Source organism: Leptospira sp. B5-022 (assembly GCF_000347035.1).
GTDB lineage: Bacteria > Spirochaetota > Leptospiria > Leptospirales > Leptospiraceae > Leptospira_B > Leptospira_B cinconiae.
On the sequence record NZ_ANIJ01000049.1, the window covers coordinates 1 to 23982 of the forward strand.

Sequence of the window (23982 nt, forward strand, 5' to 3'; positions counted from 1 at the left end):
ATAAACGCTCTCGCTCAAAAGCTTCAAGTCCTTCTAGAACTTTATCTTAGAATGTAAGGAATTATTTCTTGGGCCCAGAAGGACTTGCCGTTACGCAGTCTCGCATCCTGCTCGACTAAGCTCCACGGCGTCTTTCTCGCGCCTTCGTCCATCCATGGACTCGGCACGCGTTTATTTACGCTCCCTATGGGTCGCTATAAACGCTCTCGCTCAAAAGCTTCAAGTCCTTCTAGAACTTTATCTTAGAATGTAAGGAATTATTTCTTGGGCCCAGAAGGACTTGAACCTGTAACCCGGAGATTCTGAATCTGATGTATAAACGATTGATAGGAAAACTTTGGGCCCAGAAGGACTTGAACCTTCGACCCGCAGATTATGAGTCTGCTGCTCTAACCAACTGAGCTATAGGCCCGGAGGCTCCATTTTTTGAGGACCACGCCTCCTAGCAAGTCGATTTTACTGTGGGTTTAGATATCGGTTTGGATTGGAAAACCATTCTTTCAGGTCTTGGCGTTCTTTGTAAAAAGCGATATAGAATGTGTAAGCCTTGTCTTCTTTTCGGAGCAGAAAAAAATAGAGTTGGAGTGGGTTTCCACCTGAATTGTCCTCTTTGGACCAGCGTAGGATCTCCGTCCTGTATATGCTGAACTTTTCTGGGGTTGTATTCGGAAATACCGCTTCCAATGCTTTGGTGCCAAGGGTTTCTTCTCCGACTCGGTCCAGTTTTCTCCAGATGACCAGCCAGGGTCTGTCTTTGAGCGGGACAGCTCTCCAACGTTTTCTGGATTCTGTTCGCAGCAGCGTTTTTTCCGGAAAATCGATCCGGATAAAATCTTCGGTGAATGTTTCTCCTGGTTGATAGACTTTTTGGTCCGGATCTAATGGAACAGATTCAACGGAGATGCTTGCGAATATAAATAAGAACGGAAGGATTTTGGAGAAGGGAAGCCAATTCAAAAGATGATTTCCTCTAAGATCAGTTCTCTGTATTTGACTAGTTGGAAAACAGGAATAGATTGTTTTTCCTTTTTATCGGCCAGAGTATCTTCTCCTTTTTTTTTGAATTTTCGGATGGTTTTATTCTCGAATACGAATACCCCTTGGTATTCTCCCGTGACCTCGTAGGGGGCTCCGGCCGCCAGCCTAGAAACATATTTTTTTAATCTTCTATCGAATTTATTATCTCTATATTTATAATAAAATGTATGTCCGTTCCAATCATAGAAGACTACGTAATTTTCCTTTAAACCTTGGTAATATAGTTTGATTGTTTCGGGATAATTGGGAGAAGAATCCGTTAAGGTTTCTTTGATATCAACCGCTCTTGGTTCTTGTAGAGTGATGGTGCCGCGATAGGTATTTCCCGCGGGTTCCGCAACCAATCTTCTCCCATCCGATGCTGGTACCAAACAAAGGATCGCGGATAGGAGAAGGAATCGTTTCATACTAATCGTTTTCCAGATCCTCTGATTCTCCACCGGATGGTTTGCCTCCACCAGAAGAACCTCCTGACCCGGAAGATCCACCCCCGGAAGAAGATCCGCTTCCTTCTCCACTCAATGGAACCGGATTGGAACCTTCTCCGCCTTCGCTACTCGGTCTAGATCTCCTAGTGGAAGAACCGGATCCACCGACTTTTCTTGTGCTAGTATCTTTCGCAGGTTTGGTCTCAGAGCTGGAAGGAACAAAATTCGGATCTAATTTTTTGCGTAGTTGGTCTAAAGCGGTTTGGGCGGCACGTTTTACTTTTTCGCTCGGATCTCTTTGTGCCTTGTATTCTAAGATCTCGATCACTGCAGGGTCTTCCGTTTCCGCTAAATGTTTGATGGCTCTAAGTCGGACCATTGCATCGTCGTCTCTTGCAAATGAATATAATTCTTCTATAATTTCCTTATCTCCTAAGGAAACAAGAGCCGTGATCGTGTGTATTTTGAGAGCCTGGTAATCCTGGATATCATTCTTGGATTTTAAGGCCCGGATCTTTTCCAATAGTTCTCTGAGTGGAATGATCGCAGCTTCCGATTTGATCTTTCCGAGTGCGTTTACCGAGTAGGCGCGAAGTGTGATCGGTTCTTTTTCGTCTTTTACAGTTGCGATCAGTACGCTCTCGATCGATGATTTTTTGATTTTTCCGAAATAGAGTGCGATTTGCGCTCTTACTTCAGGATCGTTAAACTTCTCCTGGAATCTTGCTTCTAATACGGAGAATGCATCGCTTGCTTGAGGAAATTCTCCCAGTGTTTCGATGAGTGCGATCAGGAAATTCGAATTTTTGGTGAAGTCCTGGCCTTTGAGTAGTTCCGTCAAAACAGGAATTCCGGAATCGAATTTGAGTTTTTTTACTACATAGACTGCTTCTTTCTGCACGTCTTGTTGGTCATGTTTTAATAATGCGATTATTTTATCTTCGAATTGTGTGAGTTTTAGGATTCCGGAAATCCGAAGTGCATAGATCTTCATGGACCAATCCGGATCCTTGGAAAGGATCACTCCGACTTGGTCATACAGTTCTCCTGCTTCTTCTTTTGGAAAATCTTCTAGTTCTCTGAGAGCGCTTGCTCTTTCTTTTGTGGTCCCGTATTTTAGGATCTTATGTAGAACTTCCTTCTTTTTACGGATCTGCTCTTCCGTATATTTTGGTTTTGGTGGGGCTTCTTTGGAAGAAATTTCGCTGAAGGTAATAAAGCAAAATACCAAGAAAACGGCATAGATGCTTCCAAGCGAAATAAATCCTTTTTTGTTTTTGGAAAAGCGGGAATGCTGCAGCTGTTTATTCACCTGTTTGCTGCAGTTTTCGGTTTTCTTCTTCGAGTTCCTTAATTCTTCTGTTAAGCTCATTGACTAAATGTTGATTCTCCAGGTTCTGCCGGAACTTTTCTATCAAAGATCGGATGTCCTTGGTTAGATCCTCTATATTCCAGGGTTTTTCCACGTATCTGCTCAATCCCCCGAAATTTATCGCGTGGATGGCGGAATCCAAACCGGCCTGACCAGTGAGCAGAATTTTGATCGAATCCGGAGACCGTTTGTGGACCGATTCCAGAAAATCGGCTCCTTTCATACCGGGCATCACCTGATCCGTAATGATCACTTCGATCACATAACCGGAACCTTGGATCTCATCCAGTAGGGCAAGTGCTTCCTCGGCGCTTCTTGCGGTTTCGATCTCATGAGTTTTTCCGAACTCGTTATGAAGCTGTTCCTGGAGAGTCTCCAATACCGACACTTCATCATCGACACAAATAATATAACCTTTATTCATAATCCTAGACCGAAAGGTGGCCGGTTTCCCGGAACTAGAGAGTTTTGGAGAATTCTCCCGGAATGTCAAGTAGTAGAATCTTCTTACTGTCGTATCTTCGACTTAAAATTAGGATCTTTGATCTAAGAGATTGGTTTCTCTGGGGAGAAGGATCCGGATCTCATGAGGAAGTTCCGAAATTCCGGAACAGAGTTTTCTCCAATTCTGTCCGGAACCTGGAAAAGAAGAAGGGTAGTCTTCGAGTGAATTTTCCCAATCGGGAAATGATTCAATATTCGAGTCGATTTCGGATAGAATCGGGATAGGACTCCACTTTTGTAATGTTTCTAGGACACTCGTTCTAGTTCTCCATCTGGACTCAGGTATGTATCTCGAATTATATAGGCTCGTTTTGCGATCGATGAAAAATCTGTCGTATCTTTCATAACCTGTGGACCTACAGTGAGTTTTTCCTCCTTCTCTCTCGAATCCAAATCCTTTCAGTAGAACGGATTCTGCTCCTAAGGATTGGAATAAGGAAACTGCGAGGCCTGCCACATTCAAAGTTGGATTTTCTAGGATCGGTGCCTTTGGATAAAATTTAGCGCCCAGGATCTGGTCCAATGGATGAGTGGAAAGATAGATTACTTTCGGATTTTTCAGGTCGAAGATCCGACACGCTCCGCCGAACCAAGTGAAGATCGGAATATTCTCGGGAATTCGCTCAGGAAAATGGTAGAATGTCCCCAGTCCACTGTCTATGGAAAGCACCGCATGAGGTTGGATACCATTCTCTAATAAATATCCAAGTGCGGTATCCGAACTCAGTAGGAATAATTTTTCCTTATTTTGCCGGATCCAATCGATCTCTGATTCTAAATTTGGCGAAGCTCCTACAAAACATCCGATCCTTCCAGGTTTAGGAGCAAGGGATTTTCCCAAGATACGATAGGAATCCGGACTTTCGGAAGACTTTTGCAGATGTTTGAAGAAGTTTCTGACCCAGAGTCTGCCGAATTCCTTCTTCGCGAGTCTGTTTTGAGAGATAGATTCCTTTTTCCGGAAGAAGGAAGAAATCTTTTCACTTAGGTCCGGATACCGTCTTGAATAATTCGGATGAATGAAAATTCGAAGATTTTTGGTCCCAGCCGGCATCCAGTCGGATCTGTCTAAGGTTTCAAATTTTTCCCAACCGTAATAGATTGGAACTTCGCCTAATTTTTCTCTCAATTCGGACCCAACCAAGGATTCTAGTTCGGAGAATGGTTCGAGGAGTAGGATTTTTGTAGGTTCTTCGACAGATTTCAAATACGAAATCACATGATACCCGCAACCGATCCCGATGATCACCAGGAATTCGTCTTTTTCAAGTGGGGAAGGAATGGAAAGGGAGATTCTTTCTCCCTCTTTGATCGGATTTTGTGTGGAATGTAGGTGGAAGGAGGAATGTTCCTCCTTCAAATTCAGAGAACCGTCGGATTGCCGGACAAGCTGAAAGATTGTTTAATCCTCGTCTTCTTCTTCCTCATCGTCGTCGGAATCATCGTCATCTTCCTCTTCTTCATCCTCGTCGTCATCGGAATCGTCTTCCTCTTCGTCGTAGGATTCTCCTTCTTCGCCATCTTCCATGTCCATAAGAGGTTTCGCAGCTTCTTCCGGAATGAAATCTTCTTCCATATCTTCTTCAGCGATCGGAGCTTGAGGTGCTTCGAAAAGTCCGTTGAATTGGGAATAAGTGGCTCCGTTGCCTTGTGCTTCCGCCTCGATTGTGGCTCTTTCTTCTTTGGTTACGTATTTATATTGAACTTCTTCGTTTGCGAGTGCAAACATCGCTTGGACGGCAAGTTTGCGTCCTTTGATTTTTTTAGGTAATTCGAGTCTGTCGATTCTATCCAGGATTTGGAAGCCGGCTACGGCTCTTTCGTACTTGTTTTTTTTGGCCAGTTCAATCAAAGTTACAATATCGAATTCTGAGTTCTGGTTCTGGGTCATTTTGTATTCCTGAGAGGGGATAGAGGCCTTTGAAACTACCATCATTCTCAATTTCTCTTCTCTGTCAATCCCTTATATCTTTCGTTTATTCCTTGAATTCTGGGGAGAATCTTCGATTTTGGTAAACGCCCATGGATTCTCAGGCCAACTCCGATTCCAGGCTTAGTTTTCCCTTTTCCAAGGGGATTTTCTTCCGCCTAATCCTTTTATTCATTTCGAGCCTACTTACCGTATGTGCTCCATCAGAACAATCCAATCTAGGTGTCCAAGATTTTGAAGGTATCAGTTTGGATGGAGAGAAGATCCGTATCAGCGATATTGCCGCCGATAGAATTGCTCTGAATGTGTACGGACCAAATTGCCTTCCTTGTATAAAGGAAATTCCTGTTTTAAATTATCTGAATGCAGAATTGAAAAAAACTCCGCATATCAAGTTATATATGATCGTGGATCCGGATATATTTTTCGATAATCCGGAAGCTCTTTCTACGGAACAAAAAATGAAAGAAGCCGCGGTTCTTATGAAAGAAGAAGTTAAAAAATTCGGAATACAACTCCCTGTCCTCATCATGAAGCCCCCGTTTAAAGTGGATCGCACGGAAGGACTAGTTACCGGAACTCCGGAAACACTTCTATTCAAAACAAAACCTTTGATCTTATATTATAATTTTATCGGGCCGATCAGCGAAGAGTCCGATCCGAATAAAATCCCTAAAAATATGAAAGTGATCTTCTTCAAAAGAATGGCCGGCCAATCATGAGATGCCTCATCGTTCGGTTCAAGGACTGTGAAGGTCCCGGAACTCTATTAGATTCTTTGCAAGCTAGGAATTATAGGATTACCTATCATAATGCGTACGATGAAAGAGTGCACATAGTCCCGGCCGCTCATCAGATGTTCGATCTTGTTGTATTCTTGGGTGGTCCTCAAACGGTTCACGATCCCGAACAGCATAGATTTTTTAAACCTTGGCTGGAACTTGCGTCTCACTTGGTATCTATGAAAGATAAGAAGGTGATCGGGATCTGTCTTGGTTCTCAAATTTTAGCGACCGTTTTGGGAGCGAAAGTTTATGAGGGGGAGAAGGGTCCGGAAGTCGGTTTCTCTGACGTGAAAGTAGTAAATCCTTCTCATCCCGCATTTTCTAAATTGAACGGAATATCTACCTTTCCTGCATTTCATTTACATGAAGACGTATTCGAGATCCCAAAGGGAGCGGATCATTTATTACAAGGAAGTTTTTATTCTAACCAGATGTTCGGATATGAGAATCGTGTATTCGGTATCCAATGTCATCTGGAAGTGACACAGATAATGTTAGACGTTTGGAAGAAAGTACATTCTGAGTTTATCAAAAAAGCAGGATGGATTCCCGGACCCGAAACGGAAGATCTGAGGTCTCAGATGGAAAGAGCGGGTAGGGCGCTCTTCGAAGGAATTTTGGATTTATAATATTCTACCCAATGTCCCGAAATTCCGGGACTATTATCATAAGACGAAACGGTTGATGGTGCATACATGATTCAGAAATTACTCAGGGTTTTATTCGGAAGTAAATACGAAAGAGACCTCAAAAGACTCACTCCGATTGTAGTTCAGATCAATTCTTTGGAAGAGTCCATGCGCTCTCTTAGCGATTCCGAACTTTCTTCTCAAACTAGAAAGTTCAAAGAAAGACTCGCGAAGGGAGAAACCTTGGATGATATTCTTCCGGAAGCGTTCGCTACGGTAAGAGAAGCCGCCCTCCGAAAATTAGGGATGCGCCATTTCGACGTGCAGATGATGGGAGGGATCGCCCTTCATTGGGGGAATATCTCCGAGATGAAAACAGGGGAAGGTAAAACTTTAACTTCTACCTTGGCCGTCTATCTGAATGCGCTTGCGGGTAAGGGAGTTCATGTGGTTACGGTGAACGATTACCTGGCAAGAAGGGACGCGAATTGGATGAAACCGATTTACGATTTCTTGGAATTATCCGTCGGTATCATCCAGCACGATATGGAGCATGACGATCGTAAGAAAGCGTATTCTGCGGATATCACATACGGAACGAATAACGAGTACGGTTTCGATTATCTGAGAGACAATATGGTTTCTCATATCGATCACAAAGTGCAAAGATCTCATTTTTTTGCGATCGTAGACGAGGTGGACTCGATTCTCATCGATGAAGCAAGAACCCCACTCATCATTTCCGGTCCATCCGACGAATCCACGGACAAATATACTCGTATAGATAAGATCATTCCTAGACTCGTCGAAGGTGAGGATTACGAGAAGGATGAGAAGGCAAAGAACACTCTTATGACGGAAAAGGGTGTTGCCCATGTGGAAGAGATCCTAGGAATCGAGAACTTATACGCTCCTCAAAACGTGGATTTAGTACATCACGTTCACCAAGCATTAAAGGCTCATAAAATATTCCAGAGAGACGTGGACTATGTGGTCCAAAACGGAGAAGTGATCATCGTCGACGAGTTCACCGGTCGTTTGATGTCCGGTCGTAGATATTCGGACGGACTCCACCAGGCATTGGAAGCGAAAGAGGGAGTTCCGATCGCAAGAGAATCCCAGACTCTCGCAAGTATCACTTTCCAGAACTATTTCAGATTGTATGAAAAACTGTCCGGTATGACCGGAACCGCAGACACAGAGGCGGAAGAATTCCATAAGATCTATAATCTAGATGTGATCGTAATCCCTCCGAATGTCCCGGTCCAAAGAAAAGACGCAGCGGATAGAGTGTATAGAACCGAAAAAGAAAAGTTCACCGCTATCTTAAATGAGATCAAAGAATGTAGAGACAAAAAGCAACCTGTGCTTGTCGGTACCATTTCAATTGAAAAATCGGAAGTTCTCGCAAAACTTTTGAGCCAGGCGGGAATTGCGCATAACGTGTTAAACGCTAAGTTCCACGAAAAAGAAGCGGAGATCATAGCAAACGCAGGAAAACCCGCAGCGGTTACCATTGCCACCAATATGGCGGGAAGGGGAACCGATATCGTTCTAGGCGGAGCTCAATTATTTAAGGAAAGTCTGGAATCTTGGAAAGAATCCGATCCTGTGATCACCGAATTTAAGGAAGCGGTCGTTCGTGCTGATTTGGAAAGAGCTGAGTCCATTTCGCAAAGATTGGATTCTCAGGCCAAAAAATCCAAAGCAAACGAAATATTAACTAGCGCCAAAATATGGAGAAAAAATCACGAAGAAGTCCTGGAAGCGGGCGGCCTTCATATTTTAGGAACGGAAAGACACGAGGCGAGAAGGATCGATAACCAGCTTAGGGGTCGTTCGGGTCGTCAGGGAGATCCGGGTTCCAGTAGATTTTATCTTTCCTTACAAGACGATCTGATGAGGATTTTCGGATCGGATCGGATCGCAGGCATCATGGAAAGGCTCAAGATGCCGGAAGGACAAGAGATAGAACATCCGATGGTATCTAACGCCATTGCCCGAGCCCAAAAAAGGGTAGAAGGTCATAACTTCGATATTCGGAAACATCTTTTGGAATACGATGATGTAATGAACCGCCAACGTATCGTAATCTACAAGATGAGAAACGAGGTCCTGGAAGGCGGAGACGTAACCGGGCAGGCAAAAAGTTTCTTAGAAGAAATGATAGAAGCCCAAGTTGTCGCCACCTGCGAGGGAGGAAATCCAAACGGTTGGGAATGGGATGTTTTAAAAGAATGGTTCGAAAGTCTCGGACTTCCTTGGAAGGTGGACCAAGAAGCGATCAAAAAATCCAAAAATCCTCAATTAGCCGTATTCGATTCTTTGAATAATGCCGCACAAACTTTCTACCAAGAAAAAGCGGACCGTATAGGTTCAGACGTTTGGAAACTTTTGGAAAGAAATATCTTCCTAGATATTCTGGACCATCGCTGGAAAGAACATCTTTACTCCATGGATCATTTGAGAGAAGGGATTTGGACGGTAGGTTACGGAGAAAAAAACCCGCTTGTAGAATATAAACTCCAAGGTTTCCGATTATTCGATCAAGCAATCGAGAACATGAAATATGAGATCGTTAGTTTCTTACTCCGTGTAGAAGTTACCGAAAAAACCCAGTTGCCTGAAGAGAAAAAAGAATATAAAAAAGTTGGACAGGAACTGACTGGAGGCTTCCAGGAATTACAGGGAGCTAAACCTAAAAATCCTATGGCAGAGGCGATGCCTGTCGCTTCCGGAGGCGGTGGTTCCGAAAGAAAAACCAGTCGGAGAAAACGAAAATGATTCTATGGTTAAAGAATAAATTCTTTCAAATCCAAAGAAGGTTTGACCGGTAAGGATTTTTGGTTAAAAATTGAATTCAAATACCTTTGTAAAGGCTGCGAAATATTTCGCAGCCTTTTTTATTTTCCTTTTATATAGAATGAAAACAGAATTGACTCCGATCATATCAAAAGTATGCACTAAGCTCAAATATAGATAGGTGATGACTATGAATGTACCTGAAAAAATTTTGATCTTAACCGGGGTCTTAAATTTAGCGTATGGAAGTTTAACCGGATTTGCGTATGCTTTCGCTAGAATGAAGGCTGAATTTCCTTCTAGGTATTTGCAAGCCGCACATATCGGGCCATTGATGCAAGGAGCTATGATACTCGGTCTGGTATTCGCATTTCAATTTGCTGCACTTTCCGAGACGACAGCTTTAGTAGGGGCAATCTCATTTAGTGTTTCTTCCGGTTTTATTGCCTTAAAAGATACTGTGGACTGGCTCCAAGGTATCAAAGACGAATTTAAGGAAAATCCTCCACTTGGAAAGATCCTAGGTGGAATCGGAGTATCTGCAAATCTGGTTGGGATAGCAATTGTCGTGTATGGGGTTTTGGCTGCTTAGCGCACGCGGAGAAAGACCAAGATGTTTGGGCGGTTGCCGGTATCAAAAGTGATCTAATATTCGACGTATAAATCGGAAAAATCTATCTTAGGGAACTACAATTTCAAGGATAGATTTTTGGAATTCCGAACCGAGAATTGACCTGTAGCTAGAAGTTTTTTTACATTTTTTTCGCTCTAAAAATCTTAAAGAGGGTTTGAAGATGAGCGAGCACTTAAAGGCAAAACTGAAAAAAGCAGACGGCGGCTTTTGGAAAAAGACTTTCAGATCTTGCTGGAATGTCCTTCCTCATTCTTTGAGAAGGCAATTGGTTGCCATGTCGGGACAATCCGATCTGGATTTCTAAGATACTTGTATTATTTTTGATGATGGGTTATCCGAAGAGTAAAATTTTATCGTTGTAATCGTCCTAGACTGGATTTCCGCAAAATATTCCGTTTAACAATAAACATTTCCTGAAATATAAGATCCGGTTGAATTTCTGGCTGAAATTTATAAAAAGGAACATACCAGAAAGTAATAAGGTCATAAAAAGTATGAAGCCCCATAAAACCGCCATTTTATATCTCCTTCCCCTCACTCTTTTTTCCGCATGTATGCAGATGAAATACGGGTGGGATGTGAAAACGCCCGAGCAGCTATACTCGGATTGTATGACTACCTTTTCCGACGAAGTAAAATGTAAAGAGTTCGTTTCTAAAGATGCAGTTAAAGCTAAGGCGTCTGAAAGTCAATACCCCGAATTGAGTGAAGAAGAAAGGAGTAAATTACAGATCCGACAGGATTTGAAGGATAGGATACAATTTAAGAATAAACTATTCGTAAAACATCTAATCGGAGAGCCGGATGAGATCCAATATGTGAATAACGTTCATGAGGATTGGATTTATCGGAGACCAGTTTCAGTTTACGAGTTAGGTTACGCTCCTGACAAAGAGATCCGGATCAGATTCCAAAAGGGGATCGTCCAAAAAGTCAATCATAAAGCCCCTAATAAACCTACCAATTAAAGTAATCAAAATTCAGGATCATATACAAATAAAAAAAGGTCTGTTAGAAATTTTCTAACAGACCTTTCAACTTCGACTAACTTAGGTCGTAAGTAAGTTAGTCGCAAGAATTCTATTAATCGAATTTCGCTACGATACCAAGAGTCGCACCAAATTGGCCTTCTGTTGGATTTCCGTTACGATCGATAAATTGTTTTCCTGGACCCTCGTCCCTTCTTAAGTCCAATTTAACAATTACGTTTTCAGACCAAGTGTAGGTTGGAGTGATAGTGTATGTTCTTAACATACCATATCCCGCCGCGGATGCTCTTTGTCCGCTGATATCGGCATATAGGAGGTCAGCACGGGTAAGGCTTGCTACTGCGGCAACATGCTCAGCGCTAGCCGGATTGAAACCGTTAGTCAGGATATCCTGAACGATCGGAGCTTTCCAATCCGATGCACCGTAATTTACGTAAGGGGATACGAAAGTGTTCGGTGCGTTTACGACGAGAGGTCCGCCGTATTTACTGTCATCGATTCTTTCCGCACGGAATGCCAATGCGAAGGTTTCGGTGAAAGCATATTTAATCCAAAGACCGAAGGTGTTGTATACCTGCTTAATTTTGTCTGGTCTTCCGTAAGGATATCCGGAAACATCTGTTCCTGTCAAATCCCATCCGAAAGCAGCTGTATTCGATTGACCGCCTCTTTCTCCGTAAGTCCAGTCGAAATTGATCGTCAGTTTATCAGTCGGAGTAGCAGAAAGGATTAAGTTGTTTACGAACCAGTAGTCAATTTTTCCGTCGGAAGGAACGCTGCAAGTAGTCACCCCGGCAAGATTACAGGAGTACAACTGACCGTTTGTCGGTCTTCCTACAGTGTTGTCGTTTCCATACAATGTGTTCCACACGATATTGAACTTATCTTCAATAACGGTAGCTTTTAATTGAGTACCTACTGCCTTTTGTTCCCTTCTTCCGTCGGAGTAAGGGTGAACAGCGGTATTCGTTAAGCTTGAACCGGTTGCCGGATCTCCATAAGGAGTGATCCCGCTGTAACCGAATTGGTCACCATTAGCAGTGAATCCTGTTCCTTGCGCACTGTTGTACAAATAGAACCCTGCATTCAAACGATCGTTGATCGCTAAGCTAGCTCTTGCACCGGTATGGATAAACGGAACGGTATTGAAGAAGATATACCCGATGGTATAGTTCATGTTATCTTTCGATTCCAATACTTCGTAGCCGATATGTGTAGCCATCTTACCGACGTCTACGGTCAGACCTTTTAATACTGGAAAAAAGAAAGATACATATGCCTGTTGCAACAGGTTCATATTATAAATTCCGTTTGTCGTATAGAAAGGACGTTCTTGGAACATCGCGTTTTGACCGTTCATAAAGTCGATCCTGAATCCCCAGGGACTTGATTTCTCGGCAACCTTTTCAACATCCAACTCGACAGAGTTCACTGCGAACTGCTTGTTATAAGTTTCGAAGGTACGGCTGACGTCCACATCCGAGCCTTGTTTGTTGTTGTTTACATATTGATAGTAAACATCGACAAATCCGGAAAGGTTGATCTTGTCGTACCATGCTTTGCTTTCCTCGACCGGCGGTGAAGCTGGTGCGGCGGCTGGTTTTTCATCTTTCTTCGCTTGGGCAAAAATGGACGAAGAAGATAGTAAAACCAAGGAAGCAATGAGACTAATTGTTTTTTTTCTCATCATTCTCCTAAATCTCCTATGCCTCCATTTATGCAACTAGCGTGCCAACACGATAAAAATAGGCAAAGAGACTAAATCTGGCTTAAAAACGATTCTAAATCGGATATTTGATGCTTATAATTTATAATCTTTTCGGGCTAAATTTCATAGACGCGCAATATGCTTAAAAAATGAGCAAAATCGAATTTGCTGGGGGAATAAACAGAGGAATGGATGTTTTGGCGAAACTGGAGACCAGAGCTGGAAATGAAGAAAGAATTTGTAGTAACTTCGACGGTTTTCCTTTCGGTGATCACTCTAGTTTATAAAGATTTCCGGATCTGATCCAGAAGATAGTCCGCTGAATTTAGATTTGGATCTTGGAGCACGGACAGTAAGGAAGAACGTAAAGCTTCCCCCAATTTCGGAGCCGGTAGTTCGGGAAATTTTTCCCGGATCAGGTGACCGTCAATGACCAGGTCGGAGAGAAGAAGCGGAGGGTTCTTTTTGGATTCTTCTTCCGCACTTTCGAACCAGAATGCGTCTTCATTTAGAGCGGCGGACCAAAGAAGAGAAAGTTCAGAGCACCAGTTCAAAAGTTCTTTTTTTCCCGCATATTGTGCGACCGGATGTAGTAGATGGCTACGAAGCCCTGAAGGAGATCGTAATTTTTCTTTTAGTTGGAAGAGAGAGTATAGAGTTTTTAAGAGAAACTGAGAATCCTTGGTTCGTTGGTTGGAGAATTTCAGTTCTTTAAAGAAAACACTCGAGTCAAGAAGCCAGCTTTGTTCGGAAAAACAGGAAAGCAAAAAATAGGCCAATTTGGATCGTTCAGAGGTTTGGAGAAGTTTGGAAAATCCGATTTTACGTTCTTCCCAATCTCCGGAATACAATTTTGTTTTGGTAAATAATTCCAGAGTTTTATGTTTTTTTAATAAATCAAAACCTTCGATCGGATTTTTACTTCTAAGTATTTTTAAAAATTCGTCATGAATTCGTTCCGGAGAAACTTTTGCCGTGACGGATCTACATGTTTCGATCGCTTCTTCGGTATCCGGATGGATCTTAAATCCGAGTGTGGAAACAAATCGAATGGCTCGAACAGGTCTAAGCCCATCTTCCGTAAATCTGGAGACAGGGTTTCCTATGGTCCGAATTAAAGAATTTTGAATGTCTTCTATTCCCGAATGTTCGTCTACTAAGATCTTTTGCCGAAGGTCCAGGGCAAGTGCGTTCATTGTAAAATCCCTTCTATTTAGATCTTCGCTTAGACTGACCCCGAATTGTACTGTTTCCGGTCTTCTTCCGTCTATATAGTCTTCGTCTTTTCTGAATGTGGTCAATTCATAGGATCTGTCATGGAATAATATCGTTATGGTACCGTGTTTGATCCCGGTAGGAACGGTTCTTTTGAAGATCTTTAGAATTTCTTCCGGATGAATGGAAACCGCAAGATCGTACTCATGAGGGATTTTATTTAAAACCAGATCTCGGACACTTCCTCCGACTAGATATGCTTCCCCTCCGTAATTTCGGATGGAAGAGCTGATCTCTAATAAGTCCTCTAAAAAAGGAGAAGGGATTTGCGAGATGAGTTGGCTCGGATCGGGGCTCATCATTCCTGGACGATCTTTTTCCAAATCGGTAGGTAACGGTCTTTCAGTGCGGGGTTTTTGGAAAAAATTTCTTCTATTTGCTTTTTGGTTTTTTCGTCCACGGAAACTCGTAAAAAAGGAAGATCCGCTTGTTGGGAAAGGATCTGGTCGATCCTTTTTCCCGTTTCATCCCAGGCAGAATTGCAGATCTCTTTATATTCTTCGTCCTTATGTTCATTGCAAAGGATCGCAAGATCCAAATACTTTCCTTCTTTTTTCAGATCTTTCATTTTGTCTAGGATACCGCCCTTGCAGGTTTGGATAAAAAGAAGAAGGATCAGGATTAGGATTTTTTTACGGCCCATGCATCAAATTTTTCGGGAGGAATTCCAACGGGAAAAGCTTTTTTCAAGCTAAGTCGCAAAGACCGCCAAGTATTTTCATTTCATAATTCTCCGCGTCTTTGCGCCTCAGTGTAAGTAAACCGCGGCAGGGATACGAAGGGGAAGTCCGAAGGACCGGAGCGATAGCGGAGCCCGCAGTAGCCCGGTCTGAGCGGAGCGAAGAGCCGCCCGAAAATTTAAGCTTCAAAAGCTAGGTTGGCCAGTTTATCTGCCCGCTTGTTTTTCTCTCTGGGAACATGATGGATGGAAAAAAGTTTTAATTTGGAAGTGAGACCTTTGACCTTTTCCTTTGCAACTTGGAGGTGAGGGGATTTGACCTTGTATTCTCCCTTGAATTGTTTTACTACCAGCTCGGAATCCAGATAAGCGGTAACTTCGCTTGCTTTTTGGGAGAGACAATATTCTATTCCTGCTTCTAAAGCCGCCCATTCCGCCATATTATTGGTTCCGTCGGAGATCCTGCTGGAAATAGAATGGACCTCGTCCTCTCCTACGTAAACGGCAACCCCAATGGAAGAAGGCCCCGGATTTCCTTTAGAAGCGCCGTCACAGTATATTTTAAACTTTTTCACTGGTTTATTCTTGGTCTTTAGATCCGAAAACGAATAGGAATGGTCTCCAGAAAATTAGATATCCGATCAGGATGAGTATGGAAAGAAAAAGGGAAAGTGTTCCTAAAATCAATGATTGGCAAGTTCGAAACAAATGATCGAACGTGTGAGGGAAAAAAAGCCCTCCGATCAGACAGAAAAGTCCGGCTGCTAATAAGGCGAACAGAACGAAAGGAAGGGATAAAAAATAAAAAAGATAGCTAAGGATCGTGAATCCGAAAGCCAATCTATATGCGTTCCAACGTGCCGGATGATCCATCATTAAACCAAATACCATCAATAGTCCTATCCTTCGAAGGCTTTGGTTTGGCAATGTAAAAATGGATACCTACCATGGCAAAGATGAGGCTGGATTATTTTACCTTCCTAAATTCTCTTCCGGAAACTCCCGAGTCGGAATGTGCTTATTACCCGGATCGAAATTCCAAGGTGAAAGGTTTCCTTTATAAGGAAAAAATACCTCCTGAAATTTTAGACGATCTTTTTCGTTTCGGTTTCCGAAGGTCCGGTAATTTCTTTTATCGGACGAATTGTTCCGTATGTTCTCATTGCCTGAGCTATCGGGTCATGTTATCCGATTTTTTTCCTTCTTCAAATCATAAAAGGATCATCAAAAAGAATCAGGATCTGACCTTACAAATTTCTCTTCCTCTTATCAATGATGAAAAAAAGAATTTATATGTGAAGTATCAAAGGTCACGTCACGAGGGAAGTTATGGCGAATCCGAATCTGAAATTTTGGAGAACATGAGATTTCAGATGTATGAGGGTTCTCTGCATTCTAGGGAACTTCTACTTTATAAAAACGATGTACTTTTAGGCTGGATATTATTGGATCTGGGACTTGAAACCGTGTCCGCAGTGTATTCCGTTTTTGATCCGGAAGAAAGGAAAAGGAGTTTGGGAAATTTCCTCATCCTTTCTTCCATTCTTTGGGCCAAGGAAAATAGTTTTAAAGAATTTCAATTGGGTCTTTTCCTTCCGGGACATCCTAAGATGGATTATAAAAAGAATTGGAAACCTTCCGAAATTTTAGATCGTAGTTCCGGAGTCTGGAAAGAGAGCGGAGCCTTTCTATCGGATTATATTTCGGAGAATGGTCCCAACGGAGATCTGGTCCGATGAAAATGTGAGAGCAACTTTCGCAAGGAGATGGAAAGAGACACGAAGTATTTTCGCACAGAGTCGCGGAGCCTCAGAGAATTTATGTTTGTAGGAACTCCTATACATCCCTTAGCGTCTTTGCGCCTCTGCGTGAAATTTTAGAAATCCGACAAAATTGGAAAGGGCTCGGAGAAATACTTTTTCGAACGTTAAACCAGTTGAAAAAAAGACTAATTTTTAGATCGGGATTTCCACCCCGGGATTCTCTCCAAACCCCCCAAATCAGACTTGTCATAACGGCCGTACGTCCCAGAAAGGTTGGTATGGCTAAAAAGATCATCGTAGTAGGCGCATCTAGCGGTATCGGAAAAGAAATTGCATCTCAATTGATCGAACAAGGACATCAAGTCGCGGCATTTGCAAGAAGAGAAAAGGAGCTGAAAAAACTCCCTTCCTCCTCCAAAGCTAAGAATTTATTCGTTAAACATGACGTTACGGAATATTCCAAGGTCCCGGTAGAATTTGCAAAGGCCGTAAAAGTTTTAGGCGGCTTGGACGAAATTTATTACGCATCCGGTGTGATGCATAGAGTTGGCGCGGACGAATTTCCTGTCGAAAAAGACCTGGAAATGTTGGAAGTGAATCTTCTAGGTTGTGTGGCTTGGTTGGACTCTGCCGCTACTTATTTCCAAGAGAAGAAGGCGGGCAAAATTATAGGTATCTCTTCCATCGCAGGTGATAGAGGCCGTAGGGGAAATCCTGTTTACAACGCATCCAAAGCCGGAATGTCCACTTACTTAGAGGCTTTACGAAATCGTTTAGCGGTAAAAGGGATCCAAGTAGTTACCGTAAAACCGGGCATGATCCAAACTCCGATGACGGAAGGTTTGTCCGGGCTTATGTGGCTCATCACAGCCAAGGAAGCCGCTCAAGTTATATTAGAAAAAGTAAATGCAGGTAAAGAGAATTTTTATGTTCCAGCTCGTTGGGCCTTGGTCTCTTTGATCATTCGACTCATCCCTTCTTTTATTTTCAGAAGACTTTCCGTTTAAGGAAAAGGTGATCTACAATGGCAACCGCCTCCAAAAAAAAGACCGTTAAAAAAAGTGCGTCCCCTAAAACGAAAAAAGCGGGTTTCGATCCGAAAGAATTCGAATCCCGTTTAAGTCCTGTCCAAAAGGTGGAAGCTTGGGGAATGAATCATTTCTCCAGTAGTAAGGTATTTTTACCTAGTTCCATACAAGACTTCAAGGATCTATTCTCTTATGCAAGAGATACGAATACAAAAGTCGCGTTTAGGGGTGGTGGTTGTAGTTACGGAGACGCCGCGACGAACGAAAAAGGGATCGTAGTAGATATCCGTAACTTTAATAAGATCTTATCCTTCGATCCTAAAACCGGCATTTTGGTGGCGGAGTCCGGAGTTACTATCAAACAACTTTGGGAATTCGGTATCGAAAGAGGATTTTGGCCGCCTGTCGTAAGTGGAACAATGTTCCCTACATTAGGTGGAGCCCTTTCCATGAATATTCATGGAAAGAATAATTTTGCTGTCGGACCGATCGGAGATCATATCCAAGAATTTACTTTTTTAAGTCCCGACGGAAAAGAATCCGTTTGTTCTCCTAAAAAGAATTCGGATCTGTTTTATTCCGCGATCTCCGGTTTCGGAATGCTCGGAGCATTTCTAACAGTCACTATCAAACTTAAAAAGATCTATTCAGGTAAGATGAAGGTTTGGCCGGTGAATACCGCAAACCTACAAGAGATGTACGATTATTTCGAAAAAGAATACAAACAATCCGATTATCTCGTAGGTTGGGTGGATTCATTCGCTTCCGGAAAAAGTTTAGGCCGCGGTCAGATTCACAAAGCAGTTCACTTAAAAGCGGGAGAAGATCCTGATTTCCCGGAAAATTGCAAATTGGAAAACCAAATCCTTCCAAGCACATTCCTCGGGATCATTCCTAAGTCTTGGATGTGGTTATTCATGTATCCATTCAGCAATAATTTTGGAATGAGATTCGTGAACTTCGGAAAATGGATCTCCGGATTTTTAAATAATAATAAACCGTATCAGCAGGGGCATGCGGAGTATGCTTTTCTTTTGGACTATGTGCCGAATTGGAAATTTATGTACAAACCTGGCGCTATGATCCAATACCAAAGTTTTATTCCAAAAGAGAATGCAGTCAAAGGATTCGAAGAGATCCTAAGTCTTTGTCAAAAAAGAGGGATCATTAACTGGCTTGCGGTATTTAAGAAGCATAGACCGGATAAGTTTTTGCTCACTCATGCGGTAGACGGTTATTCCATGGCCATGGACTTTCCCGTTACCAAAAGAAATAAGGCTAAACTTTGGGAACTTGCCAAAGAAATGGATGAGATTGTCGTAAAGAACGGAGGAAGATTCTATTTTGCAAAAGATAGTACCCTTCGTCCTGAGGTTTACAGAAGATCTATGCCGAAGCAGAACTTGGAAAAATTCAGAGCTATGAAGAAGAAACTAGATCCGAAAAATCTATTAGAATCGGATCTGTTTAGAAGGGTCTGGGGGAAATAGATCTCACTGCGAAGCCGCAGTGTTGGAACTCCCACATCGCGCTAAGGTGATTCGTTTTTCACCATGTCGGAACTCCTACAAAAGAGACTCCGTGTCTCTGCGTGTAAATCCGAGTTTGTGCATTTTCGTTCGCACGGAGGGCACTGAGATCGCGGAGGTTAATTCCAATATTTTTTATCTCTGTGTGCTCCGTGGACTCTGTGCGAAACTAATATCACTTAGATATTTTACTAAATTCTAAAGTTTCCATATTGATCGAGGGGCTTTGGTAGAAGGTCCTATTCTTAAATTCGAAATGTTCCGATTTGGGGACCAGAACATCTTTTGGATACGAATCCTTAAATCCGACTACCGTTACTTGAGTTTTTCCGATCCCATACAATTTTTCTACAAGAGCCTCAAAAGACTCAGTGGAATCGATCTCATATACTTCTCTTTCTTCTCGGAACGAATTGGAAGGTAAGAACACGGAACCTTTTCTGTAGATCACTATTTTGGAAGTATGATCGCTGAGTTCTTTTTGTTCGTTCACAACCGATTTTGTGAATTTATAATATAGCCTATCGAATACGATCCCTCCTACAATCGAGTAGGAAAGAAGAAGAATGGCTGTGATTCTGAACGGTTTACTAAGTTTCTCCCAATTTTTTTCTAATACAAAAAATAGGAACAAAAGTAAAAAGGGGAGAATGGTCATTAAGAACCTGGGTCCAAACAGTACACCTTGCCAAAATTTGGTAGAGGTCAAAAGCCCGGATAGAAGTACAAAGATCCCGAGTCCGTATAGGACACGAGTGATCGGATCCGATTTCGGCCTCCATAAAACGATAAATGCCAATGCGGGATAGGCCCCGAATAATCCCAAGGAACCGTTGCCTAAAAACACCAATTGTCCTAGGTAATAGATCTGAGAAACGAAATCGTAAGAAGAGGATTCTTGCAGATAACCCCGGGAACCTAATGGATGTCCAACTACGGAATAATTGATGAAAGCTTGGGCGATTAAAAAAGTCCCGAAAGTAAAAGGGAGCAATGCCGTTTTTGGATTTCTGAATATTCGAAAAGCATACACTATGGAAAGACTTGCCGCTAACAGAATGGTTTCCTGCCTAAAGAATGCCGCGAATCCGAAAAATCCGCCTGCAAATACAAAATCGGACGATTGAGAAGATCCTTCTTCTTTGAGTAGAAAATAGATCCCTTGGGTCACTCCATAGATCGCCAACACCGTTTCGGATAGGTCCGTGGAGAATAAACTGAATGCGGAACCTAGAAGTAATAAGATCAAATAGAAAAATTTGGATTTTTCCTGTAAGCCTAATATTCCTGAAATCCGGAATAATGCTTTGAGTGTTAAAATTCCAAAGAGTAAAGATAGGAAAAAACTTCCGAATCTTCCCATTAGGAGAGCGAAAGGATACTGAATGGCGGTATAATAAAAAGGGAAAACATAATAACATTTTCCATTATAAACATGGGTCATGGTGGACCCTTTTTTCAGATCCAAAGGTAAAAATCTAAACTCAGGATCTATTGCTTTGCCGGCGTATCTGCAGGAAAAATCCGGAAAACCGTTTTGTAGAAGGTCCGCAAGTTGTTGTTGTTTGATTGCACCGTCTCCGACCCGAATTCCTGTTTGGTACTGCCATGCCAAAAATAAGGACAAGAAAACGGTACCGAAAATCAGGAAGCCAGATGGTTTGTCCGTAAAGGAAGAAATCCTGGAAATAAGACGCTGGAACATTCTGCTAAGAAGCCTTAAGAAAATCCTGGGTCAAGAAGAAATCCCGAACGAAAGTTTTGGACCATTTTTGGTATCCGAATTCTGAATGACACTTGGATTCGGAATGTTTCTTTGGAAGAAGTGTATTCCGTCTTAGAAAAGATCCGGTCCTTCTTCCAAAAACCTCTTCCTAATTTCATTTTTCCGATCTCCTGTATTTTATTCGCCTATGTGGTGATCGTGAATTCCTGGGTTACGGAAGATGCTTATATCAGTTTTAGAACCGTGGAGAATTTTTTAAACGGACACGGTTTGCGATGGAATACCTACGAACGTGTCCAAGCTTATACGCATCCCCTTTGGTTATTTGGTCTGATCTTCCTTTCCTTCTGGACGATACCAGTATATTATTCTTCTTTAATTCTTTCCTGGATTTGTGTCGGGACGACGGCTTATCTTCTACTTTCTCGTTCTGGGAAAAAAGGAGAAAGTTTGTTCCGTGCTTCTTGGATACTTTTGGTATTATTAATTTCCAGAGCGTTTGTGGATTATTCCAGTTCCGGTTTGGAAAATCCTCTTTCATTTCTACTTATCGTTCTGTTTTTAGATAAGGCATTCGGTCTGGAGAAAAAATGCGGTTCGGCGGACGTTTTTCTTTTCTTTTTGTATCTTTCACTATCCTATCTGAACCGACAAGACACGGTTCTCATAGGACTTCCATTTCTTCTCTATTTGTATAAACCTATAAAAGAGAAAAAAATCCAAGGTAAGTGGATCGGCGCTGCGGTTTTGGGCCTTATGCCGATTTTTCTTTGGTCAGCATTTTCATTGGTATATTACGGATATCTGTTCCCGAATACCGCCTATGCAAAATTAAACACGGATCTGACTGTTTTCCATCTCTGGCCTTATGGTTTGGACTATCTGGAGAATAGTTTTCGTTGGGACATTTTCACTTCTCTTTCGATTTTGTTTACGATCCTACTGTTACCTTATTTTATCTGGAAAAGGAAATTTTTGGAGGCGGCTTTATCCGCAGGTGTGGGACTTTATATTCTGTATGTCTGCTCCATCGGCGGGGATTTTATGGCGGGAAGATTTTTTGCACTTCCGTTTGTGGCCTGCGTATTCTTGTTTTCGGAGATTTCTCCTCCCTATCTTCCTAAGGTGAGCGTTCTATTCTTTGTCGCCTTATTCTTGTTAAATCAAAACTCTTATTTGTATATTACAAAAGATTATATTAGGCTTAGAAACGACGGAGAGATCCAAGACGAAAAAGGTGCTTATTTTAGAAGCACGAATTTTTTACGCTCCTTAAGGTCCAAAGAATTCCCGACTCACGGCTGGGCGGAAGCAGGTAGAAAGTTTAAAAAGACCCCTAAGGACCAAGACAAAGCCTGTGCAACCATCAATGTGGGCTTTTATGGCTATTTTGCGGGAGCAAATCGCAAGATCGTAGATTCTAATGCCTTAACGGACCCTTTATTAAGTAAATTGAAATCAGTCTCTAACTGGAGAGTGGGGCATTTTACTCGCAATATTCCTCTCGGATACTTGGAATCCGTTTCTTCCGGACAAAATCTGATCCATGATCCGGATCTAAAAGTATACTATGATCGATTAAAATTGTTAACCGAATCCGAAGATCTTTTCACAAAAGAGAGATTTATGGAAATTCTCCGAGAAAACTTAGGCGGGAATAGAAATTTAATCCGAAATTCTGGGCCGAGAAGCCCATGGGTCGGTATTCCGGAAGGTTTCGGCTGTGGACTAGGGGTCGGCTATTAGTTTTAGTAGCCTTCACTCTCCTTTTACATTTGGATAAGAACTTTTGATTTTAAATCCTTGATCCTTCCTACAGGGTTTTCATTTTATTGTTAAGAATGAGCGAAGGAAGAACTTCTTGGAGCGCATCCAAATGGCGGGAATGGTTTTCCGAAGGTGAAATTGTTCCGTACTTCCAACCCATTTTGTCGGTGGAAAAAGACTCTATCTTCGGGTACGAGGCCCTCGCTCGATGTATAGATAAAGAAGGTAATGTTCACAGTCTCGGGCCGTTCTTCTTAGCCGATATTCCTCATTTTTTCTCCGTTCCTGAAAGAGAAGAATTCAAAAACCTTAAATTAGAAATTGATAGAACCATTCGCAAAAAAGCGATGGAAAAGATCGGCAAAACTCCCGGGCTCGATCCCAAAGCGAAACTTTTTCTCAATATTTCCCCTTCATTCATGCAGGATTACCTTTCCTCCAAAACGGATGAGGAGCCTTATACTCTACAGATCGCAAAAAATTCCGGTCTGGATCCTAAAAGGATCGTAATCGAAATTGTAGAAGAGCATTTTTCAGGAGAAATAGACCAGCTTAAACCTCTGATCAATCTGTATAAAAGATCGGGGTTTTTGGTTGCGATAGACGATTTAGGATCTAAATCCTCCAATTTGGATCGGATCGGTGCGTTACATCCGGATATAATCAAAGTGGATCTTGGACTCATCCGCAGTTCCGTAGCTTCCAGGAACTTTCAGGAGATCTTATTCACTTTGTCCAGGCTTGCGGAAAGTTTGGGTTGTTCCCTTTTATTCGAAGGTATAGAAACGGAGACGGAGCTGTACAATGCTCTTACTTACGGAGCCAGGTTTTTACAAGGTTTCTATTTTGCCGAGCCGAGCCCTGATTTGATGGATATCAACGGATTGAGTATCCGATTCTCCCAACTCCATGAATTATTCTTTAATTATAAAAAATACCAGTTATTACGAAGGATCAAAAAGGAAAGGGAGTTGGAAGATCGTTTGGAGTCTTCCGGGATCGAAGTCGTATCCTCCGAAGGTATTGTAACGATTAAATTAAGAAATTCCTACCTTTTGGAAAAGTCGGTCTTTAGAATGTATGTGACCAATCATGAAGGAAGACAACTTTCTCCCAATTATTCGGGGATCTCCGATTCCGGAATGTTGGAAGACGATTCTTTTGTGGGACGGAATTGGAGTTGGAGACCGTACTTCTTAGAACAATTTTATAAAAATGCAAAAGACTCTTCCGGCGGTTGGATCGCAAGTAACCCATACTACGACCTGGAAAGTAATTTACTTCTCGTGACTTATTCCAAAAGAATGGAAGAAGATAATGTTCTATTCGTAGATGTACGAATGTGGGATTTCCCGTAATTTTACTTTGTCGTTCTAAATTGCAGTTTTGAACTAGC

Annotated in this window: 23 protein-coding genes and 1 tRNA gene; 11 read left to right on the forward strand and 13 right to left on the reverse strand. The window is 42.1% G+C overall.

Translation table 11 applies throughout. From position 1 onward, the window contains the following. Positions 1 to 338 precede the first annotated feature (338 nt). From LEP1GSC192_RS18540 to LEP1GSC192_RS18570, 7 genes are all read right to left on the reverse strand, one after another. Positions 339 to 412 (reverse strand) — tRNA-Ile (locus tag LEP1GSC192_RS18540). 44 nt (positions 413 to 456) lie between these two features. After that, positions 457 to 957 carry a hypothetical protein gene (locus LEP1GSC192_RS18545; RefSeq protein ID WP_020771605.1) on the reverse strand — a complete coding sequence of 167 codons (501 nt, stop codon included), beginning with the start codon at positions 955 to 957 and terminating at the stop codon, positions 457 to 459. Then, on the reverse strand, positions 954 to 1445 hold the full coding sequence (locus LEP1GSC192_RS18550) for a hypothetical protein (RefSeq protein ID WP_020771664.1): 492 nt from the start codon (positions 1443 to 1445) through the stop codon (positions 954 to 956). The genes LEP1GSC192_RS18545 and LEP1GSC192_RS18550 overlap by 4 nt, the downstream gene beginning before the upstream one ends. A 1-nt stretch (position 1446) precedes the next feature. Beyond that, a complete protein-coding gene (locus LEP1GSC192_RS18555; RefSeq protein WP_198289342.1) occupies positions 1447 to 2838 on the reverse strand; it encodes a HEAT repeat domain-containing protein in 1392 nt (463 codons plus the stop codon). Further along, a complete protein-coding gene (locus LEP1GSC192_RS18560) occupies positions 2771 to 3262 on the reverse strand; it encodes a response regulator (RefSeq protein WP_036091112.1) in 492 nt (163 codons plus the stop codon). The genes LEP1GSC192_RS18555 and LEP1GSC192_RS18560 overlap by 68 nt, the downstream gene beginning before the upstream one ends. A 108-nt stretch (positions 3263 to 3370) precedes the next feature. Continuing rightward, a complete protein-coding gene (locus LEP1GSC192_RS18565) occupies positions 3371 to 4702 on the reverse strand; it encodes a 6-hydroxymethylpterin diphosphokinase MptE-like protein (protein WP_020771633.1) in 1332 nt (443 codons plus the stop codon). A 42-nt stretch (positions 4703 to 4744) separates the two neighbouring features. Beyond that, a complete protein-coding gene (locus tag LEP1GSC192_RS18570) occupies positions 4745 to 5278 on the reverse strand; it encodes a hypothetical protein (RefSeq protein ID WP_036091116.1) in 534 nt (177 codons plus the stop codon). A gap of 86 nt (positions 5279 to 5364) precedes the next feature. Between LEP1GSC192_RS18570 and LEP1GSC192_RS18575 the strand changes: the two genes are divergently transcribed. The 6 genes from LEP1GSC192_RS18575 to LEP1GSC192_RS18595 all read left to right on the forward strand — a co-directional run bounded on the left by LEP1GSC192_RS18575 (position 5365) and on the right by LEP1GSC192_RS18595 (position 11090). After that, a complete protein-coding gene (locus LEP1GSC192_RS18575) occupies positions 5365 to 5994 on the forward strand; it encodes a redoxin domain-containing protein (RefSeq protein ID WP_020771631.1) in 630 nt (209 codons plus the stop codon). Then, on the forward strand, positions 5991 to 6686 hold the full coding sequence (locus LEP1GSC192_RS18580) for a type 1 glutamine amidotransferase (RefSeq protein ID WP_020771556.1): 696 nt from the start codon (positions 5991 to 5993) through the stop codon (positions 6684 to 6686). The genes LEP1GSC192_RS18575 and LEP1GSC192_RS18580 overlap by 4 nt, the downstream gene beginning before the upstream one ends. Positions 6687 to 6752: 66 nt before the next feature. Beyond that, positions 6753 to 9470 (forward strand): preprotein translocase subunit SecA, encoded by a 2718-nt coding sequence (gene secA, locus LEP1GSC192_RS18585; RefSeq protein WP_020771558.1) that lies wholly within the window; start codon positions 6753 to 6755, stop codon positions 9468 to 9470. Positions 9471 to 9678: 208 nt separating this feature from the next. Next, a complete protein-coding gene (locus LEP1GSC192_RS18590) occupies positions 9679 to 10080 on the forward strand; it encodes a hypothetical protein (protein WP_020771587.1) in 402 nt (133 codons plus the stop codon). Positions 10081 to 10282: 202 nt separating this feature from the next. Next, positions 10283 to 10426, forward strand: a complete 144-nt coding sequence (locus LEP1GSC192_RS20000) for a hypothetical protein (RefSeq protein WP_020771630.1) — start codon at positions 10283 to 10285, stop codon at positions 10424 to 10426. A gap of 307 nt (positions 10427 to 10733) precedes the next feature. After that, a complete protein-coding gene (locus LEP1GSC192_RS18595) occupies positions 10734 to 11090 on the forward strand; it encodes a hypothetical protein (protein ID WP_036091120.1) in 357 nt (118 codons plus the stop codon). Between the two features lie 115 nt (positions 11091 to 11205). Here the strand turns inward: LEP1GSC192_RS18595 and LEP1GSC192_RS18600 are convergent, their stop codons facing one another. The 5 genes from LEP1GSC192_RS18600 to LEP1GSC192_RS18620 all read right to left on the reverse strand — a co-directional run bounded on the left by LEP1GSC192_RS18600 (position 11206) and on the right by LEP1GSC192_RS18620 (position 15664). Next, positions 11206 to 12801: an outer membrane beta-barrel protein gene (locus LEP1GSC192_RS18600; protein ID WP_232421133.1), complete on the reverse strand. Its 1596-nt coding sequence runs from the start codon at positions 12799 to 12801 to the stop codon at positions 11206 to 11208. Positions 12802 to 13100: 299 nt separating this feature from the next. Then, positions 13101 to 14396 (reverse strand): tRNA nucleotidyltransferase/poly(A) polymerase, encoded by a 1296-nt coding sequence (locus tag LEP1GSC192_RS18605; protein ID WP_020771662.1) that lies wholly within the window; start codon positions 14394 to 14396, stop codon positions 13101 to 13103. Then, the gene (locus tag LEP1GSC192_RS18610; RefSeq protein ID WP_020771624.1) at positions 14393 to 14737 is read right to left on the reverse strand and encodes a hypothetical protein; all 345 of its coding nucleotides are present in this window, start codon (positions 14735 to 14737) and stop codon (positions 14393 to 14395) included. The genes LEP1GSC192_RS18605 and LEP1GSC192_RS18610 overlap by 4 nt, the downstream gene beginning before the upstream one ends. Before the next feature lie 215 nt (positions 14738 to 14952). Next, positions 14953 to 15348 (reverse strand): ribonuclease HI family protein, encoded by a 396-nt coding sequence (locus tag LEP1GSC192_RS18615; protein ID WP_020771592.1) that lies wholly within the window; start codon positions 15346 to 15348, stop codon positions 14953 to 14955. A 4-nt stretch (positions 15349 to 15352) separates the two neighbouring features. Further along, positions 15353 to 15664, reverse strand: a complete 312-nt coding sequence (locus LEP1GSC192_RS18620; RefSeq protein ID WP_020771656.1) for a hypothetical protein — start codon at positions 15662 to 15664, stop codon at positions 15353 to 15355. 56 nt (positions 15665 to 15720) lie between these two features. Between LEP1GSC192_RS18620 and LEP1GSC192_RS18625 the strand changes: the two genes are divergently transcribed. The 3 genes from LEP1GSC192_RS18625 to LEP1GSC192_RS18635 all read left to right on the forward strand — a co-directional run bounded on the left by LEP1GSC192_RS18625 (position 15721) and on the right by LEP1GSC192_RS18635 (position 19054). Continuing rightward, positions 15721 to 16512 carry an arginyltransferase gene (locus tag LEP1GSC192_RS18625; RefSeq protein ID WP_020771632.1) on the forward strand — a complete coding sequence of 264 codons (792 nt, stop codon included), beginning with the start codon at positions 15721 to 15723 and terminating at the stop codon, positions 16510 to 16512. Positions 16513 to 16814: 302 nt separating this feature from the next. After that, complete coding sequence (locus LEP1GSC192_RS18630) at positions 16815 to 17543, forward strand: SDR family oxidoreductase (protein WP_020771673.1); 729 nt, start codon at positions 16815 to 16817, stop codon at positions 17541 to 17543. 17 nt (positions 17544 to 17560) lie between these two features. Beyond that, positions 17561 to 19054, forward strand: a complete 1494-nt coding sequence (locus LEP1GSC192_RS18635) for an FAD-binding oxidoreductase (RefSeq protein WP_020771589.1) — start codon at positions 17561 to 17563, stop codon at positions 19052 to 19054. Positions 19055 to 19268: 214 nt separating this feature from the next. Here LEP1GSC192_RS18635 and LEP1GSC192_RS18640 read toward each other — a convergent pair whose 3' ends face one another. Next, positions 19269 to 20798 (reverse strand): hypothetical protein, encoded by a 1530-nt coding sequence (locus LEP1GSC192_RS18640; protein WP_036091124.1) that lies wholly within the window; start codon positions 20796 to 20798, stop codon positions 19269 to 19271. A 120-nt stretch (positions 20799 to 20918) separates the two neighbouring features. Here LEP1GSC192_RS18640 and LEP1GSC192_RS18645 point away from each other — a divergent pair, with 120 nt between their 5' ends. After that, complete coding sequence (locus LEP1GSC192_RS18645) at positions 20919 to 22565, forward strand: hypothetical protein (RefSeq protein ID WP_232421138.1); 1647 nt, start codon at positions 20919 to 20921, stop codon at positions 22563 to 22565. 95 nt (positions 22566 to 22660) lie between these two features. After that, entirely contained in the window at positions 22661 to 23944 is a 1284-nt protein-coding gene (locus tag LEP1GSC192_RS18650; protein ID WP_036091127.1) for an EAL domain-containing protein, read from the forward strand. Positions 23945 to 23982: the final 38 nt, after the last annotated feature.